The sequence below is a fragment of the Pseudomonas sp. R3-56 genome (assembly GCF_051132075.1).
Classification (GTDB): domain Bacteria; phylum Pseudomonadota; class Gammaproteobacteria; order Pseudomonadales; family Pseudomonadaceae; genus Aquipseudomonas.
Genome location: NZ_CP071657.1, coordinates 4000271 through 4016233, shown reverse-complemented (window position 1 = coordinate 4016233; position 15963 = coordinate 4000271). Strand labels below are relative to the sequence as shown.

The 15963-nt window shown below is 62.3% G+C and carries 15 protein-coding genes; 7 read left to right on the top strand and 8 right to left on the bottom strand.

Annotation, left to right across the window (positions count from 1 at the left end):
* Window positions 1–46: 46 nt before the first annotated feature.
* Complete coding sequence (locus J3P96_RS18130; RefSeq protein ID WP_434652770.1) at window positions 47–916, bottom strand: CAP domain-containing protein; 870 nt, start codon at window positions 914–916, stop codon at window positions 47–49.
* 263 nt (window positions 917–1179) lie between these two features.
* Window positions 1180–2142 carry an EamA family transporter gene (locus tag J3P96_RS18125; protein ID WP_434568993.1) on the bottom strand — a complete coding sequence of 321 codons (963 nt, stop codon included), beginning with the start codon at window positions 2140–2142 and terminating at the stop codon, window positions 1180–1182.
* A gap of 330 nt (window positions 2143–2472) precedes the next feature.
* Here J3P96_RS18125 and J3P96_RS18120 point away from each other — a divergent pair, with 330 nt between their 5' ends.
* Together J3P96_RS18120 and J3P96_RS18115 are read left to right on the top strand one after the other, a co-directional pair.
* The gene (locus J3P96_RS18120; protein ID WP_434652768.1) at window positions 2473–3603 is read left to right on the top strand and encodes a sensor histidine kinase; all 1131 of its coding nucleotides are present in this window, start codon (window positions 2473–2475) and stop codon (window positions 3601–3603) included.
* A 90-nt stretch (window positions 3604–3693) separates the two neighbouring features.
* Complete coding sequence (locus tag J3P96_RS18115; RefSeq protein WP_434568991.1) at window positions 3694–4782, top strand: SMP-30/gluconolactonase/LRE family protein; 1089 nt, start codon at window positions 3694–3696, stop codon at window positions 4780–4782.
* Window positions 4783–5010: 228 nt separating this feature from the next.
* Here the strand turns inward: J3P96_RS18115 and J3P96_RS18110 are convergent, their stop codons facing one another.
* Window positions 5011–5451 (bottom strand): hotdog fold domain-containing protein, encoded by a 441-nt coding sequence (locus J3P96_RS18110; protein ID WP_434652766.1) that lies wholly within the window; start codon window positions 5449–5451, stop codon window positions 5011–5013.
* 161 nt (window positions 5452–5612) lie between these two features.
* Between J3P96_RS18110 and J3P96_RS18105 the strand changes: the two genes are divergently transcribed.
* Window positions 5613–6230, top strand: a complete 618-nt coding sequence (locus J3P96_RS18105) for a TetR/AcrR family transcriptional regulator (protein ID WP_434652764.1) — start codon at window positions 5613–5615, stop codon at window positions 6228–6230.
* On the opposite strand, the gene J3P96_RS18100 is transcribed toward J3P96_RS18105, so the two are convergent.
* From J3P96_RS18100 to J3P96_RS18085, 4 genes are all read right to left on the bottom strand, one after another.
* Complete coding sequence (locus J3P96_RS18100) at window positions 6217–6618, bottom strand: DUF1850 domain-containing protein (protein WP_434652762.1); 402 nt, start codon at window positions 6616–6618, stop codon at window positions 6217–6219. The genes J3P96_RS18105 and J3P96_RS18100 overlap by 14 nt on opposite strands.
* Window positions 6615–8642, bottom strand: coding sequence for a TRAP transporter permease (locus tag J3P96_RS18095; protein ID WP_434652760.1), 2028 nt, complete (start codon window positions 8640–8642; stop codon window positions 6615–6617). Before J3P96_RS18095 ends, J3P96_RS18100 begins: the two co-directional genes overlap by 4 nt.
* A 78-nt stretch (window positions 8643–8720) precedes the next feature.
* Complete coding sequence (locus J3P96_RS18090) at window positions 8721–9671, bottom strand: TAXI family TRAP transporter solute-binding subunit (RefSeq protein WP_434652758.1); 951 nt, start codon at window positions 9669–9671, stop codon at window positions 8721–8723.
* 92 nt (window positions 9672–9763) lie between these two features.
* A complete protein-coding gene (locus tag J3P96_RS18085; protein ID WP_434652756.1) occupies window positions 9764–10774 on the bottom strand; it encodes a LacI family DNA-binding transcriptional regulator in 1011 nt (336 codons plus the stop codon).
* A 176-nt stretch (window positions 10775–10950) separates the two neighbouring features.
* On the opposite strand from J3P96_RS18085, the gene J3P96_RS18080 reads away from it, so the two are divergent.
* From J3P96_RS18080 to J3P96_RS18070, 3 genes are all read left to right on the top strand, one after another.
* A complete protein-coding gene (locus tag J3P96_RS18080) occupies window positions 10951–12126 on the top strand; it encodes a Gfo/Idh/MocA family protein (RefSeq protein ID WP_434652754.1) in 1176 nt (391 codons plus the stop codon).
* A gap of 59 nt (window positions 12127–12185) precedes the next feature.
* Window positions 12186–13208, top strand: a complete 1023-nt coding sequence (locus tag J3P96_RS18075) for a sugar phosphate isomerase/epimerase family protein (RefSeq protein ID WP_434658252.1) — start codon at window positions 12186–12188, stop codon at window positions 13206–13208.
* A gap of 245 nt (window positions 13209–13453) precedes the next feature.
* Window positions 13454–14686 carry a nucleoside permease gene (locus J3P96_RS18070; RefSeq protein WP_434652752.1) on the top strand — a complete coding sequence of 411 codons (1233 nt, stop codon included), beginning with the start codon at window positions 13454–13456 and terminating at the stop codon, window positions 14684–14686.
* 18 nt (window positions 14687–14704) lie between these two features.
* Here the strand turns inward: J3P96_RS18070 and J3P96_RS18065 are convergent, their stop codons facing one another.
* On the bottom strand, window positions 14705–15361 hold the full coding sequence (locus J3P96_RS18065; protein WP_434624637.1) for a polysaccharide lyase family 7 protein: 657 nt from the start codon (window positions 15359–15361) through the stop codon (window positions 14705–14707).
* 247 nt (window positions 15362–15608) lie between these two features.
* On the opposite strand from J3P96_RS18065, the gene J3P96_RS18060 reads away from it, so the two are divergent.
* Complete coding sequence (locus tag J3P96_RS18060) at window positions 15609–15944, top strand: hypothetical protein (RefSeq protein WP_305495484.1); 336 nt, start codon at window positions 15609–15611, stop codon at window positions 15942–15944.
* Window positions 15945–15963 lie beyond the last annotated feature (19 nt).

Sequence of the window (15963 nt, the reverse complement as noted above, 5' to 3'; positions counted from 1 at the left end):
GGCGAGGGAGCAAGCTCCCTCGCCACGGGATACCCGTTCCGTTACCTCACGGGGCGCCAAGCACCATTGTCCAATACACTCCGGCATCGCTGCGCGAGTCACTGGCCGACGCCGCACCGACCTGGGTGAACATTGGGTTCATCAGGTTGGAGCAATGCCCGGGGCTGGCGAGCCAGTCGTGCATGGCCTGGCTTGGCGAACGTTGTCCGGCGGCAATGTTCTCGCCGAGTTTGCGTCCGCGAAAACCGGCGCTCCTGGCCCGCTCGGATGTGGAGCGACCGTCCGGGTCGCGATGGGCAAAATAGTTGCCCCGGGCCATCGACCGACTGTGGCCCTGGGCAGCGCTTCCCAGCGCGGCGTTCCAGCTCAGCGGCCGAGCCGCCGCAAAGCGCTGGCGCCCGCACATTCGGGGCTTGGCCCTGGCGGCATTGATCTGGGCCAGCAGCGTTTTGTCCGGCGCGCCGATATCGCGCGTGTCGCTGATCCGCGTTCCGCCCATGGGTTGTGCGAGCACCACGCGCCATTCATCCCCGACCCGATTGACGCCAATGTCGGCGTATTGGCCGTCCAGCAGCGCTGCGCAATGCTCGTCCGCCAGCCTCTCGAACGCTTCTTCGGCGTCCCGCGCATCGGTCAGGCGAATGCTGCGCACTGACCGGGCCTGATAGCCGGATCTGCTCAGGGTTTCGCGCAAGCCACCGCTGAAGCCGATGGGCAAGGCCAGGCTGGAGCGCAACACCAAGGGTTGGGCAGCACGCACTGTTTGCCATTCACAGCGGTGGGGCTGGCTGCGGTAGTCGTTGATGGCACTCACCAGTTGTCCTTCGCCTCGGGCGTGAGCCGGGCTGGGGAACAACGGAAACAGGATCGTGAGGCACAGCGCAGCGAAACGGCGAGAGCGAACGAGGTGGCGCATGGATGGACAGCTCTGGAAGGGAATTGCCTGAGCGCCGGGAGACGGCGCCAATCAGCCCGAAACGCTTCGTTCAGGGCTGGGGTAGGACTGTGGCTTTTGAAACTAGTTTCCGGCGCACCCAGACATAAACGCCTGACCGCACAATGCTTTTGTGGCGAGGGAGCTTGCTCCCGCTGGCCTGCGAAGCAGGCCCAAGAAATTCGCGACTGCGTCGCAGCCGAGCGGGAGCAAGCTACCTCGCCACAAAAGAGCGTTCAGTCAGTTCAATTGCGTGCAGCCACCGGCGCCTTGACCCGCTCAGCCTTGCGCCAGGTCAGCAACACAATACCCGTCACCACGATCGCGCCGCCGAGCACCTGGCCCGGGTTGAGCATCTGGTCCAGCACCAGCCAGCCAATCAGCAGGGTCGCCAGCGGTTCGATGTTCATCACCGGGGCATTGCGTGGCATGTCCAGGCGTGGCACGCACATGAACAACACGATGAACCCGGTGCCGTAAAGCACCACCAGGGTGGCGAGCGCGAGCCAGCCGGTGTTGCTGGCAGGCAGGTCGAGGCCGCCGGGCAGGGCACCGGTCAGGCCTGCGAGGTTGACGCTGCTGAACACAATGAAAATCGTCAGCAGGCTGCGCACCGAGCCGCGTACCTGGGACAGCTTGTGATCGGTGATCCACAACGCGCAAGCGAACACGCACGCGGCGCAGAATGCCAGGCCAACCCCCAATAGCCATTGCGGGCCGACATCCGCCTGCGACGATAACCGCGCCGGCACTTCAAGCACGAACACCAGGCCGACCAGGATCATCCCCATCAACATCGCCGTACGCGCAGTGGGGCGCGGCCCGCCGAGTGCCCAGGTCAGCAGCGCCAACAGGATCGGGAACACGTTACCCACCAACAGCGCCAGCGCCACCGGCACCCGCGCTACGGCCGAATACAGGCACAGGCTCTGGGCGCCGATCAACAGGCCCAACACCAACTGCCAGCGCCAGGCCCCGGCGGGCAGGCGCAGGCTCTGGCGTTGCCACAAGACCATCGCCGCCAGCACCAGCAACGTCCCGCCCGAGCGCAGCAGGATCGCCAGCAGCACGCCGGCACCGTCATCGAACGCCGCCCGCGCGGCGACGTGGTTACCGGCAAAAGCGCAGCCCATGCAGAGCAGGATGAGCACAGCGACAGGGCGGGAAAAAGGAATAGGAACATCGGCGGCAACGGTGGGGCGGGTCATGGCAGCAATCTCAAAGGTGTACCACCGCAGCAGCGAGGCTTCGGTGGTTTATTTTTAGTTATAGGTTGTCGTACAACAACGGAAGATTTGTACCGGATCCAGCAGAGAGAGACAAGCGCCGGCTCCCGCCCGTCAACCCGTTCTCCCCAGATGTTCGCAGCTCACCCGTGGCGAGGGAGCCTGCTCCCGCTCGGCTGCAAAGCAGCCGCCAGCTCCACCAGCTCAACCAATCCAGAGACCGGCGTACATCCCCCAGCGATTTGCTGTACAACAACTGACCGCTGTGTTGTTTCCGGCACCGATCCCCCTGAGTTTCCCGCGGAGCAACCCATGCGCCTGGCTGATTTCATTGTCGACAACATCGAACCGATCCTCCAGGCGTGGGAAGACTTCGCCAGGACCATCACCCCGGCTTCCATCGGCATGGATGCGGTAGCGCTGCGCGACCATGCCGAGCAGATGCTGCGCACCATCGCCATTGATCTGCGCACTTCTCAGACCCCGGAGGAGCAGATCGCCAAATCCCAGGGCGAAGCCCCGGCGGCGGAGGCCGAGACCGCGGCGGAAACCCACGCTGTCATTCGCCAGTCATCCGGTTTTACCGTGGAACAGATGGTCTCGGAGTACCGTGCGTTGCGCACCAGCGTGCTGGTGTTGTGGATGCCCCATGCCCAGCTGGACCAGGCGCAGGCGATGTCGGATGTGATCCGCTTCAATGAAGCCGTCGACCAGGCCCTGGCGGAATCGGTGGTCAGTTATTCCGGCGCGGTCGATGCGGCGCGCAATATCTTCCTGGGGATTCTGGGACATGATCTGCGCAGCCCGCTGGGGGCAATCCTGCTGAGTTCCGAAGTGCTCCTGCGCGCCGGCGATCTGCCTGCCAAGGCCACCAAGATTTCCTCGCGCATCTACACCAGCGTAAAACGGGCCAACAAGATTGTTGGCGACCTGCTGGACTTCACCCGTACCCAGCTGGGCGCAGGCATACCGGTACAGCGCTTCAACGGCGACCTGGTGGCAGCGTGCGAAGGCATGGTGGAAGAGGCACGGGCCTATCATCCGGAAAGCAGCATCCTCTTCGAGCCGCACGGTCCGCTTGAAGGACTGTTCGATCCGGCGCGGATGGAACAGGTGTTTTCCAACCTGATCGGCAATGCCGTGCAACATGGCGCGGAGGGCGCGCCGATCACGGTATCGTTGAGCCGCGAAGGGGGTGAAGCCGTCATCGCGATCAACAACCAGGGCAAGCCTATCGAGAAGGACGCCATCGCCAGCATCTTCAATCCCTTGATCCGGCAGCTGCGCAGCGGCGACTTGCAATACGGCCCCACGGCCGGCCTGGGACTGGGCCTCTACATTGCCTCGGCGATCGTCGCGGCTCACCAGGGGACCATCGAAGTCCACTCGAAGGCGCGCGGAGGCACCACGTTCACCGTTCGGATCCCACTCCATCCCGAGTGACAGGGCCGGGCGAGGATAATAACTTGTACGATGTCCTATCAGAGGGTAAAACAAACGTCCCCGTCCAATAATAATTAACGGAGACGTACTATGGATGCTTCGCAACCTGCAACCGCCGATCAGGCGCGCCGGACCTTCCTCAAGAAATCCCTGGTGGTCTCGGCCGCCGCCGCGACCCTTGGCAACCTGCCCGGCCTGACCCAGGCCGAACCGCTGAGCCAGCGTTATCCGGACCCTCTGGTCAATATCCTCGACCCCAGCTTCATGGACCTGCGCATCTTCAACGCGAGCGTGGAAAAACTCGCCAGCGGCCTGCGCTGGGCCGAAGGGCCGGTGTGGATCGGCGACGGTCGGTATCTGCTGGTCAGTGACATCCCCAACAACCGCATCGTGCGCTGGGACGAAGTCACCGGTGGGCTGTCGGTGTATCGGGAGAATTCGAACTTCTCCAACGGCATGTGCCGTGATCGCCAGGGGCGTTTGCTGGTCTGTGAAGGCTCGACCACGTCGACCGAAGGGCGGCGTATCACCCGCACCGAACACAACGGCACGATCACCGTGCTGGCCGATCGTTTCGACGGCAAACCGTTGAACTCGCCCAACGACATCGTTTGCAAACGGGATGGCTCGATCTGGTTCACCGACCCGCCGTTCCAGACCGGCAACAACTACGAGGGGCACAAAGTCACCCCCGAGCAGCCGCACGCGGTGTACCGCATCGACGGTGAAACCGGCAAGCTCAGCCGGGTCATCGACGACCTGGCGGGGCCGAACGGCTTGTGCTTTTCCCCGGATGAAAAAACTCTCTATGTGGTCGAAGGCCGGGCCAAGCCCAACCGCCTGGTCTGGGCAATCACGGTCAAGGATGACGGCACCTTGGGCGAGCGCCGCAAGCATATCGAAGGCCTGGATTACGCCGCCATCGACGGCATCAAGTGCGATGAGAGCGGCAACCTCTGGTGCGGCTGGGGCGGCAACGGCGACCCCAAGGCCGACCTGGAAAAACTCGACGGTGTGCGGGTGTTCAACCCCGAGGGCAAGGCCATCGGGCACATCTCCCTGCCGGAACGCTGCCCCAACATCTGTTTCGGCGGCAGGGAGGGCAACCGGTTGTTCATGGCCGGCAGCCACTCGTTGTACTCATTGTTCGTGAACACCCGTGGGGCGACGTTTGCCTGACCATTAAAATAGCCCAGCAACGTCTCTCAGTTAGCCGAGCACCTCTCTTTGTGGCGAGGGGATTTATCCCCGCTGGGCTGCGAAGCAGCCCTCAAACCAGGCAACTCGGCGTGCCAGGAATATCGAGTTCACAGGTTCGGGGCTGCTCGGCAGCCCAGCGGGGATAAATCCCCCTCGCCACGATTTTCCAATTATTGGATAGAGGGCGTTCCAGACGCCCCCGATTTTTCAAGCCAACTTCACATTCATGGTGATCCGCGCCGTGAACACCTTCTTGCCATCCACGTCATGAATATCCACCGGCACGATCTTGTCGCCCTCGGTCTGCCAGTCAACCTCATCGCCGTTCGCCACCGCCGTCACGTCGCTCTTGGCCTTGGCCAGGTATTCCACGGTCATGTCTTTGGGGATCCACCGGGCGCCGTCGGGAATCGAGACGTTGGTCATCATCCCGGCGGCCAGCTCGGCGGCGTTGCACATGGCAATGGCATGCACGGTGCCGAGGTGATTGGTGATTTCCTTGCGAAACGGTACCTGCACAGTCGCCGCGCCTTGGCGCAGCTCCGTGACCAGCGGATTGATAGTGGCGAAGTAAGGTGCCATCTGACAGGCCATTTTGCTGAACGCATCGGGACCTGCGCTGTTGAACATACCGAGAACCTGATTCATGTGAAGCCTCACTGACAAGGGATTTGCGGAACAATCTTCCGTAACAGAATATTATTCTGTTACGGAACGGTATTCTGTTGTTGGCGAATCTGTCAAGCTGCGCTCACTTCGTCATGGGCAGCCGTCTGCCTGATCCTTCAACGAACCGGTTTAAGCCCAGCATGCAAACAACGGAATTACTCGAACGTGCCTTCCCCGGCAGAAGGGCCGAGCTCAAGCGCGATATCTTCAGAAAGGCTCTGGCGCTGTTCAACGAACAGGGCATCGAGGCGACCACAATCGAAATGATCCGCACCGAATGCCAGACCAGTGTCGGCGCGATCTACCACCACTTCGGCAACAAGGAAGGCCTGGTGGCGGCGCTGTTCTTCACCGCGCTGGACGACCAGGCGCACTTGCGCGAGCAATACCTGGCCGAGGCGACGACGGCCGAACAGGGCGTGCAAGCGTTGATCTTCAGCTATGTCGATTGGGTCGACAGCCAGCCGGAATGGGCGCGTTTCCAGTATCACGCGCGTTTTGCCGTGACCAAGGGACCGTTCAAGGACGAACTCGCCAACCGCAATACCACGCGCAACGGCCAACTCTGGCAGTGGCTGAGCGCGGCGGAGCAGGGCGAGGCGCTCAAGCGTTATCCGGCCGAGCTGATGTTTTCGCTGATCATCGGCGCGTCGGAAAGTTATTGCCGTGCCTGGCTGGCGGGGCGAGTGCCGACCAGCCCCAAGGCCCATCGGGAGTTACTGGCGCAGGCGGCGTGGCGGTCGATCAGCGCTGATTAATCGAGCGCCGTTCGCAGCTCCACAGTTCTACCGAGGGGGGTTCCACGGTGGGCGGGCCGAGCCAATGCGCCATGGGCTGGCAATGGCCGGCATGACACAGTTGGTAATCGCCGGCCTGGGGCGTGCGGCCCAGCTTCAAGGGTTGCAGCGGCGGCAGTTGTCGATAGTAGTGCCAACTGCCGTTTTCCAGCCGGGCATTTTCCGGAATCTCCATGCCGGCACCGTTGCCCTTGATCCTGGCTTCGCCCAGGACCAGGCCCGTTTCGGTGACACGGTAGTCTTCCTCCCAACGGATCTTCTCGATGGTGTGATCCCACGCCAAGGTGAACTCGCTGAGTTCAAGCTGCGCCCAGATCACTCCGGACAGGCCCAGGCACAAGCCGATCACGCCAAGGCCTGTCCGCCGCGACGTGCGCGCCACAGATGCTGCCCGATCAACAGCGCCCCCAGGACAAAGCCGATTTCATCGGTCAACGGCAGCGCCATCACCAACAATGCCCCGGCGGCAAAACACATCAGCCGTTCCCAGACCGGCATCTTCTGTTGCAGGAAACCGGTGGACGCCATGCCCCACAGGCCGACCGCGAGCAAGGTCTTGATCAGCATGTACGCGGTCATCCAGAGATTGTCGCCCTGGAGCATCAGCGCCGGGTTGTAGACCGTCATGAACGGAATGACGAAGCCGGCGAGGGCGATGCGCACGGCCCAGAAGCTGATCTTCAGGCCACTCTCCCTGGCGATGGGCGCGGCGGCGAAACAGGCCAGGGCCACCGGCGGGGTCAGGTCGGCGAGGATGCCGAAGTAGAACACGAACATGTGCGACACAATCAGCGGCACGCCCAGTTCCAACAGGGCTGGCGCGGCGATCGAGCTGGTGATGATGTAGTTGGGGATGGTCGGGATGCCCATGCCCAATACCAAGCAGGTAAGCATGGTCAGGATCAGCGACAGCAGCAGGTTGTCCTTGCCGATGGCCAGGATGTAACCGGCGAAAGTGGACGCCACGCCCGTCAGCGAAACCACGGCGATGATGGTGCCAACCAAGGCGCAGGCGATCCCCACCGGAACGGCGTGCCGGGCACCATCCACCAATGCATGCAGGCAGATGACCAGGGTTTCCCGCGTGCCTTGCATGAACCAGCAAGCCACCACCAGCACGCCGATCACCGCGAACACGATTCCGATACCCAACCGGAAGAAGCCGACGCAGAGAATCCCCAGTGCGACCCAGAACGCGCAGCGCAAGGCGTAGTTCGATACTTTGAGGATGATCGCCGAGCCGAGAATCACAATAGCCGTCAATGCCAGCCCGACCATGCCGGAGAACAGCGGCGTGCGCCCGGAAAACAGCAGATAGACCAGCACTGCCAGTGGAATCAGCAGGTACCAGTTTTCCTTGACCGCGCCCCAGGCACTCGGGCACTGATCCTTGGGTAGACCTCTGAGGTTCGAACGCTTGGCCTCCAGGTGCACCATCCAGAACACCGAGCCGAAATACAGGCAGGCGGGTATCAAGGCCGCCTTGGCGATTTCCACGAACGGCACGTTGATGGTCTCGGCCATGATGAACGCCACCGCACCCATGACCGGCGGCATGATCTGGCTGCCCATGCTCGATGTCGCTTCCACGCCGCCGGCGAACGCGGCCTTGTAGCCAAAACGTTTCATCAGCGGAATAGTGAACTGGCCGGTCGTCACCACATTGGCGATGCCCGAGCCGGTGATGGTGCCCATCAGCGCCGATGACACCACCGACACCTTCGCCGGACCGCCGAGTTTGTGACCGAACAGGCCCATGGAGAAATCGGTGAACAGCTTGATCATGCCGGCCTTTTCCAGGAAAGCGCCGAACAGGATGAAGAGGAAGATATAAGTGGCCGATACGTAGGTCGGCGTGCCGTACAACCCTTCGGTGCCAAACGCCAGCTGGTTGATGATCTGGTCCACGCCGTAGCCGCGATGCGCCAGGTCGCCCGGCAGGTGTTCGCCGAACAGGCCATAGGCGAGGAACAGGCCGCAGATGATCGGCAAGGCGATGCCCATCACCCGCCGCGCCGCCTCGAATACCAGCACGATCAGGACGATGCCGATGACCATGTCGGCGCTCGTCAGGTCGCCGGAGCGCTGGATCAGGTCGGCCTCGAATACCCACTGATAGAGCGCGGTCGCCATCCCCGCCAGCCCCAACGCCCAGGCCAGGGGTTGCCAGGGCCGTTGCTTGCCATGGGCCGGGTAACTCAAGAACACCACCCACAGCAAAAAGCCCACATGCACCGCCCGCAGCACGATGCTGGAGACCGGGGAGAAGGCTGCGGTGACGATCTGGAATATGGAAAACAGCAACGCTACATAGAACAGCGTCTTCGGCCAGTCCCGTGGGTCCGTGGCGATGCCGTGCTGGTCTTCACTCATAAGGTGCCTGCCTGTTGTCTGTAGCCGGTGCGAAACACGACACGGCAACGGCGGTTTACGCCGTTGCCGCCCCAGGGTCTACAGCGCGCCCGCTTCCTTGTAGTAGCGTTCGGCGCCAGGGTGCAGGGCTATCGGCAGGTTCTTCGCGGCGTTTTTCAGGGAAATGTCTTTCGCCGCCGAATGGGACGTGCCCAGGCGATTGAGGTTGTCGAAGAGCAGCTTGGTCATCTGATAAGCCACTTCGTCCGGCACATCCTCGCGGGTCACCAGGATATTGGTGATGGCGACGGTGGGCACGGCGTCAGTTTGTCCGTCGTACGTGTTGGCCGGGATTTGCGCGCTCAAATAGGCCGGGTTACCGATTTTTGCCACGACATCGGTGGGAATCGATACGTAGTTCAATGGCATGGTCGACGCCAGGTCACGAATCGCGGCCATACCCAGGCCGGAAGATTGCAGCGTGGCATCCAACTGGCGGTTCTTGATCAGATCCACCGACTCGGCGAATGGCAGGTATTGCACCTTCATCTCGCTGTAGGTCAGGCCCGCGGCCTTGAAGATTGCCCGGGCGTTGAGCTCGGTGCCAGATTTCGCTGCGCCGACCGAAACGGTCTTGCCCTTGAGATCGGCCAGGGTCTTGATGCCCGATTCCTGGCTGGCGACGATTTGTATGTAGTTGGGGTAGGCGCCAGCGATGGCCCGCAGCTTGGTCAAGGGCGCCTTGAAGCCGGCGTCTTCCACCCCATTCTTGGCGTCCGCCACCGAGTCGCCCAAGGCGAACGCCAACTCGCCGCGTCCGGCTTGCAGCAGGTTCAGGTTTTCCACCGAAGCCTTGGTGGCCTGGACCGACGTCTTGGAATCCTTGATGCCGCTGCTGTAGATCTGCGAGAGCCCGACGCCAATCGGGTAATACACCCCACTGGTGCCTCCGGTCAGAATGTTGATGTACGCTGGCGCAGCATAGGCCGTGGTCGTGACCATCACGGCTGCGGCGGCGGCCAGGGAAATGAAGCGTTTGCTGATTGGCATGGCGACTCTCCGTCTTGTTATGGCTTTTGCAGAGTCTTTCCACTGTAGTCGAAACGGGCCTGATGGCGAGTCGACAACTCCGATGTGCCTGATCAGGCCATGCTGGAGGCTGGCGCTGCGCTGCTGCCGCGTACGGTCAGCTCGAACGGCAACAGCACGTGCCGCTGGGCGATGGGTCTTTTCTCGATCAGGGCGATCAGCATTTCTACGGCTTTGTGACCAAAGGTTTCAGCCGGCTGGGAAATGGTGGTCAGCGGCGGATCGCAATAAGCGGCAAACGGGATGTCATCAAAACCCACCAGGGAGATGTCCTCGGGCACCCGCAGGCCCATCTGCTTGATGCGCTTGAGCGCGCCGATGGCCATCTCATCGTTCTCGCAGAACAGCGCGCTGGGACGCTCGGCCAGGGCGAGCATGGCGCCGGCACCGTCGTAGCCGGCCTTGAGGGTGAAATCGCCGTGGCAGATCAGCTCGGGGACGATGGCGATGCCGGCGTCTTGCAAGGCGTCCTGGTAACCGGCGACGCGATCGAGGGTCAACGGGCTGCTGCGAGGGCCCTTGATGATGCCGATGCGTCGGTGGCCGAGGCCGATAAGGTGCTCGGTCATGGCGCGGGCGGCGCTGCGGTTGTCCAGGCTGATGGTCGGGTAGGGCGCGTCCTTGACCACTTCGCAGGCATTGACCAGCGGCAACGCGTCGGCGCCGGGCGGCAATGAAACAAAGGGGTCGCTGGCGCGCAGTTGAATCACCCCGTCGGCCTGGTGGGCGTAGACCAGCGCGGCGAATTCCTGCTCGATGGCTTCGCGGCCCTGGGTATCGCACAGCAGCAATCGATAGCCGGCCGCTTGCGCCGCCTGTTGGGCACCGCTGATGACCCGGGCGAAAAAAGTATTGGCGATCGCCGGCACCAGGATCACCAGGTTGCCGGTACGGCGGGAACGGAACTGCACCGCCATCAGGTTCGGTCGATAACCGGCCTGTGCCACCGCGGCGTTGACCTTGTCGCGGGTTTCCGGCAGCACGCGTTCAGGCGACTTCAGCGTCCTCGACACCGTGGCCACGGAAACACCGGCCAGCCGGGCCACTTCACGGATATTCGACAAGATCACCTCGATTCGGCGCCTGGAGACGCAGGCATGGCCGCGAGCTTACCGCAGGTTCGAAGCCTGACAAATGCTCATCGGCATCTTCCAGGGTTTGACACGAAGCTAAACCAGGCCTAGATTTCCGCTCATGATGTAACCGGTTACATCATCAGTCCGGACAAAAGAGAATCGCGATGAAACCTGTAGCACCAAAAATAAGAATGGGCTTCGTCGGCGGTGGGGAGGGCGCGTTCATCGGCCAGGCCCATCGTCAGGCCGCGGGCCTGGACGGTGGTTTCGAGCTGGTGTGCGGCGCGTTCAGCCGTGACCCGCAGAATAACCGGCAGACCGGAGAGGCCCTGGGGCTGGCCGCGTCCCGCTGTTATCACGACTGGCAGCAGATGCTCGACGCCGAGGCGCTGCTGCCGCTGGACCAGCGCATGGAACTGCTGGTGATCGTCACGCCCAACCATCTCCACGCGCCCATTGCCCGCCAGGCGCTGGCGGCGGGTTTCCATGTGTTCAGCGAGAAGCCCGCGGCACTGAACCTCAAGGAGTTGCTCGCGCTCAGGGAGGTGCTGCAGGGCAGCCGTTGTCTCTACGGCCTGGCTCACACCTACCTGGGCTACCCGATGGTCTGGCAGGCCCGGGAGATGGTGCGTTCGGGCGTGATCGGCCAGGTGCGCAAAGTGTTCGTCGAATACCCTCAGGGCTGGCTCAGCCAGGACGTCGCCGCGCAAGGCAACAAACAGGCCGAGTGGCGCGACGATCCGGCACAGTCCGGGCTGGGCGGCTGCATTGGTGACATTGGCACCCATGCCTTTTCCTTGGCGGAGTTTGTCGCCGACCAACCGATCCAACAGCTTTGCGCCACGCTGGGCACGCATGTCGCCGGTCGGCAACTGGACGACGACGTGGCGATGTTGTTCCAGATGCAACGCGGCGCCAGCGGCGTGTTGCTGGCCAGCCAGGTCTGCACCGGCGAAGAGAACCCGCTGAAGATCCGCGTCTACGGCGACAAAGGCGCCCTGGAGTGGCGCCAGGAACAGCCGTCGAGCCTGATCCATCGCGCCCTCGATCAACCCCTGAGCATCCTGCGTAGCGGGGTTGGCCAGCCGTGGTTGTGCGAGGCCGCAACGCGCCGCATGCGTCTGCCCGCCGGGCATCCCGAGGGTTATCTGGAAGCGATGGCCAACCTCTACGGCGATTTCGCCCGGGCCATTCGCGAACGCGTCGAAGGCCCCGATGTGCCTGGCGTACCCGGCATCGAAATCGGCTTGCGCGGCATGGCGTTCATCGAGGCCGCCATCATCAATCACCGTGGCGAGGCGAAATGGACCACGCTGAAAACCGGAGAATCGCAGTTGTGAGCAGCCCCGACGTAACACCGAGCGGCCTGCGCGGGCCAGCGATTTTCCTGGCGCAGTTCATGTCCGATGAAGCGCCGTTCGACACCCTGGCCGACATTGCTCGATGGGCCGCGTCGCAGGGCTACAAGGCGATTCAACTGCCGACCCTCGGCACGCGCTACATCGACCTGGCCCGGGCCGCCGAGAGCCAGGATTATTGCGATGAGCTCAAGGCCGTCTGCGCATCGGCCGGCGTCGAGATCAGCGAGTTGTCGACGCACCTGCAAGGGCAGTTGGTGGCGGTGCACCCGGCATTCGACGCGCTGTTCGACGACTTCGCCCCGGCCCACCTGCGCGGCCAGCCCGAGGCGCGCACCGAGTGGGCCATCGAGCAACTGAAACTCGCCGCCCGTGCCAGCCAGCGCCTGGGCCTCAAGGCCCACGCGACGTTTTCCGGTGCGTTGCTGTGGCCTTATATGTACCCGTGGCCGCAACGTCCGTCCGGCCTGGTCGAGCAAGGGTTCGCCGAACTGGCCCGGCGCTGGTTGCCGATCCTCGACTGTTTCGACGCGGCCGGCGTCGACCTGTGCTACGAGATCCACCCCGGCGAAGACCTGCACGACGGTGCCTCGTTCGAGCGTTTCCTCGAAGCCGTCGATCACCATCCACGGGCGGCGATCCTCTACGACCCCAGCCACCTGTTGCTGCAACAGATGGACTACCTGGGCTTCATCGGTCGCTACCACGACCGCATCCGCATGTTCCACGTCAAGGACGCCGAATTTCGCCCCGATGCCCGTTCCGGTGTCTATGGCGGCTACCAGGGTTGGGTTGATCGCCCCGGTCGGTTCCGGTCTTTGGGCGATGGGCAGATCGATTTCAAGGCGATCTTCAGCAAGCTGACCCAGTACGGCTTCAACGGCTGGGCGGTGCTGGAATGGGAATGCTGCCTGAAGGATTCGCAGCAGGGCGCGGCCGAAGGTGCGGCGTTCATCCAGCGGCACATGATCAGCAAGACCGCCAAGGCGTTCGATGATTTCGCCGGTGTCACGGCGGATGAAGCGTCCAATCGGCGGTTGCTGGGGTTGCCTCCGGAGCAATGACCCCGTGGCGAGGGAGCTTGCTCTCGCTGGGTGGCGAAGCCGCCCCTAACATTGTTCCAGCCGGACCGCGTCGCCTGGATTTACGACTGCTGCGCAGCCGAGCGGGAGCAAGCTCCCTCGCCACAAGGGCAGTCCACAAGGGCAGTCCACAAGGGCAATCCACAAGAGCAGAGCGACAAGGGCAGGGCCATAAAAGCAGGGCACGGCTTTGTTTCAACAAGAACAACAATAAAACGGTGACTACCATGACCACGATGAATGCACGCCTGAGCGTGATGATGTTCCTGCAGTTCTTTATCTGGGGCGGCTGGTTCGTCACCCTTGGCACGTTCCTGTCCACTACGCTGAGTGCCAGCGGCGGGCAGATCGGCATGGCCTTCGCCACCCAATCCTGGGGCGCGATCATCGCGCCGTTCGTCATCGGCCTGATTGCCGACCGCTACTTCAACGCCGAGCGCATCCTGGCGGTGCTGCACCTGGTGGGCGCGGTGTTGTTGTATCAGCTGTACTCGGCGGTGGATTTCAACGCGTTCTATCCGTACGTGCTGGCCTACATGGTGATCTACATGCCGACCCTGGCCCTGGTCAATTCCGTGGCATTCCGGCAGATGCGCGATCCGGCGCTGGAGTTCTCGCGTATCCGCGTCTGGGGTACGGTCGGCTGGATCGTCGCCGGCGTGGTGATCAGTTTTGTCTTTGCCTGGGACTCACGCGAAGCGATCTCGGCGGGCGGCCTGCGCAATACGTTCCTGATGGCGGCCATCGCCTCGCTGCTCCTCGGGCTCTACAGCTTCACGCTGCCAGGCACCGCGCCGCTCAAGGCGCAGGCGAGCGCTGGCGCCGTCAAGCAGTCGCTGGGGCTCGACGCGTTAGGCCTGTTAAAGGACCGCAGCTACCTGGTGTTTTTCCTCGCCTCGATCCTGATCTGCATCCCGTTGGCGTTCTACTACCAGAACGCCAACCCGTTCCTGGCGGAAACCGGCATGACCAACCCGACGGCGAAAATGGCTATCGGGCAGGTGTCCGAAGTGCTGTTCATGCTGCTGTTGCCGCTGTTCATCCAGCGCTTCGGTATCAAGCTGGCGCTGTTGGTGGGCATGCTGGCGTGGGCGTTGCGCTACGTGCTGTTCGCCTACGGCGACAACGGCGGGCTAGCGTTCATGCTGTTCACCGGCATTGCGCTGCATGGCATCTGCTACGACTTCTTTTTTGTCTCGGGGCAGATCTACACGGACGCCAAGGCGCCCGCGCACCTGCGCAGCTCGGCCCAGGGGCTGATCACTTTGGCGACGTACGGAGTAGGCATGTTGATCGGTTTCTGGGTGGCGGGGCAGGTGACCGATCACTTTGTGGTGGAAGGCGGCCACGACTGGAAAAGCATCTGGCTGTTCCCGGCCGGTTTTGCCCTGGTGGTATTTGTCTGCTTCCTGCTGACCTTCAGCGGCCGGCAAGCGGTCGTGGCGCCGTCCAAGGCTTGAGTGGGGAAAGAACGCCAGTCACTTGTGGCTGGCGCTCAGTTTGGTGTAGGTCACTTTTCCGCCTTCACTGGTGCTGCCCTTGTTATCCAAGGTGTAGACGCCGGCCTTGAAGTAGAAATCGTAGCCTTGCCAGGACTTGTCCAGTTTCACCTGTTTGCCACTGCTGCCGATCAGCACCGACAGTTGGCCTTGCTTGTCCATTTGCAGCGTGTACGAAAACGATTTGTTCAACGGCACCTTGGGCACGGTCATGATCACCGGGCTTTTTTTGTCCTTGGGCTTGAAGCGGTATTCCACGTCGATATTGCCGACGCCCTTTTCATAGCGATAAACCAGTTTCAACAACGGCGTCGGCGCCTCCTTGGCGTGAATCTGCGCCACCACCACACGGCCTTCCGAAGGCACCTGGTTCACCGACAATTCCCCCTTGAGAGTGTTGGTGCCGCTGTTGTAGCGCCAGTTGCGATGTTTCCCGTCTTTGCTGGTTTCCCGCAGTTCGGAACGCGGGTAATCGCTGTTACCGGTATGGGAGCCGGTGACAGGCGCCCAGAAGATGATCCTCTGGCCGTTATTGTCGAAATACTTGTTGTTCAAACTCGGCATGGCTTTGGTCGCCACGACCTGCGCGGGCGTTTGCACCGGCAGGGTAACGCTCCAGACAGTCACGTCAATCATGATGAAATCCTCCAGCGGGACCGGCCGTATCTGGCGGTCGTCAAGACAATGAATTGCCTTCCGTGGCGTAGTTTTCATGCTATCGACGGGAGTCTGTTTCGCTGGAGGCCCAACTGACGGATGGCTCTGCGATGAGCCTCTCAGGCCCGTAATTGGGGGGAGTGACGTTGTGTCTTTTTGTTGCTGATCGGTTAGAGTACGCGCCGCCCGAGAGACGGATCCCGGGCGTTTTCCCATGGAGCATCAAATGAAACAATTCAGCAAAGTTGTCGCCTGCGCACTGTTCGGCCTGGTCCTGGCGGGTTGCACCGGCACCCCGATGAAAACCCAGCAATACGACAGCAGCCAATACACCGTGGTTGGCCACAGTGAAGCCAAGGCCACCGGCCTGTTGCTGTTCGGCGTGATCCCGATCCGCCAGAACAACCGTTTCGTGCGCGCCCAGACCGCAGCGATCAGGGCCAAGGGCGGCGACGCCATGATCAACACCCAAGTCCAGGAAAACTGGTTCTGGGCCTGGGTCCTGACCGGCTACACCACTTCGGTGTCCGGTGATGTGGTCAAGCTGAAGAACGTTCAGTAAGCCCGACCAGGTAAGTCCG

Excerpts from the sequence above, each read along its gene's own strand:
- J3P96_RS18130 (WP_434652770.1), bottom strand. The coding sequence starts at position 916 with ATGCGCCACCTCGTTCGCTCTCGCCGTTTCGCTGCGCTGTGCCTCACG.
- J3P96_RS18125 (WP_434568993.1), bottom strand. The coding sequence starts at position 2,142 with ATGACCCGCCCCACCGTTGCCGCCGATGTTCCTATTCCTTTTTCCCGC.
- J3P96_RS18120 (WP_434652768.1), top strand. The coding sequence starts at position 2,473 with ATGCGCCTGGCTGATTTCATTGTCGACAACATCGAACCGATCCTCCAG.
- J3P96_RS18115 (WP_434568991.1), top strand. The coding sequence starts at position 3,694 with ATGGATGCTTCGCAACCTGCAACCGCCGATCAGGCGCGCCGGACCTTC.
- J3P96_RS18110 (WP_434652766.1), bottom strand. The coding sequence starts at position 5,451 with ATGAATCAGGTTCTCGGTATGTTCAACAGCGCAGGTCCCGATGCGTTC.
- J3P96_RS18105 (WP_434652764.1), top strand. The coding sequence starts at position 5,613 with ATGCAAACAACGGAATTACTCGAACGTGCCTTCCCCGGCAGAAGGGCC.
- J3P96_RS18095 (WP_434652760.1), bottom strand. The coding sequence starts at position 8,642 with ATGAGTGAAGACCAGCACGGCATCGCCACGGACCCACGGGACTGGCCG.
- J3P96_RS18090 (WP_434652758.1), bottom strand. The coding sequence starts at position 9,671 with ATGCCAATCAGCAAACGCTTCATTTCCCTGGCCGCCGCCGCAGCCGTG.
- J3P96_RS18080 (WP_434652754.1), top strand. The coding sequence starts at position 10,951 with ATGAAACCTGTAGCACCAAAAATAAGAATGGGCTTCGTCGGCGGTGGG.
- J3P96_RS18075 (WP_434658252.1), top strand. The coding sequence starts at position 12,186 with ATGTCCGATGAAGCGCCGTTCGACACCCTGGCCGACATTGCTCGATGG.
- J3P96_RS18070 (WP_434652752.1), top strand. The coding sequence starts at position 13,454 with ATGACCACGATGAATGCACGCCTGAGCGTGATGATGTTCCTGCAGTTC.
- J3P96_RS18065 (WP_434624637.1), bottom strand. The coding sequence starts at position 15,361 with ATGATTGACGTGACTGTCTGGAGCGTTACCCTGCCGGTGCAAACGCCC.
- J3P96_RS18060 (WP_305495484.1), top strand. The coding sequence starts at position 15,609 with ATGAAACAATTCAGCAAAGTTGTCGCCTGCGCACTGTTCGGCCTGGTC.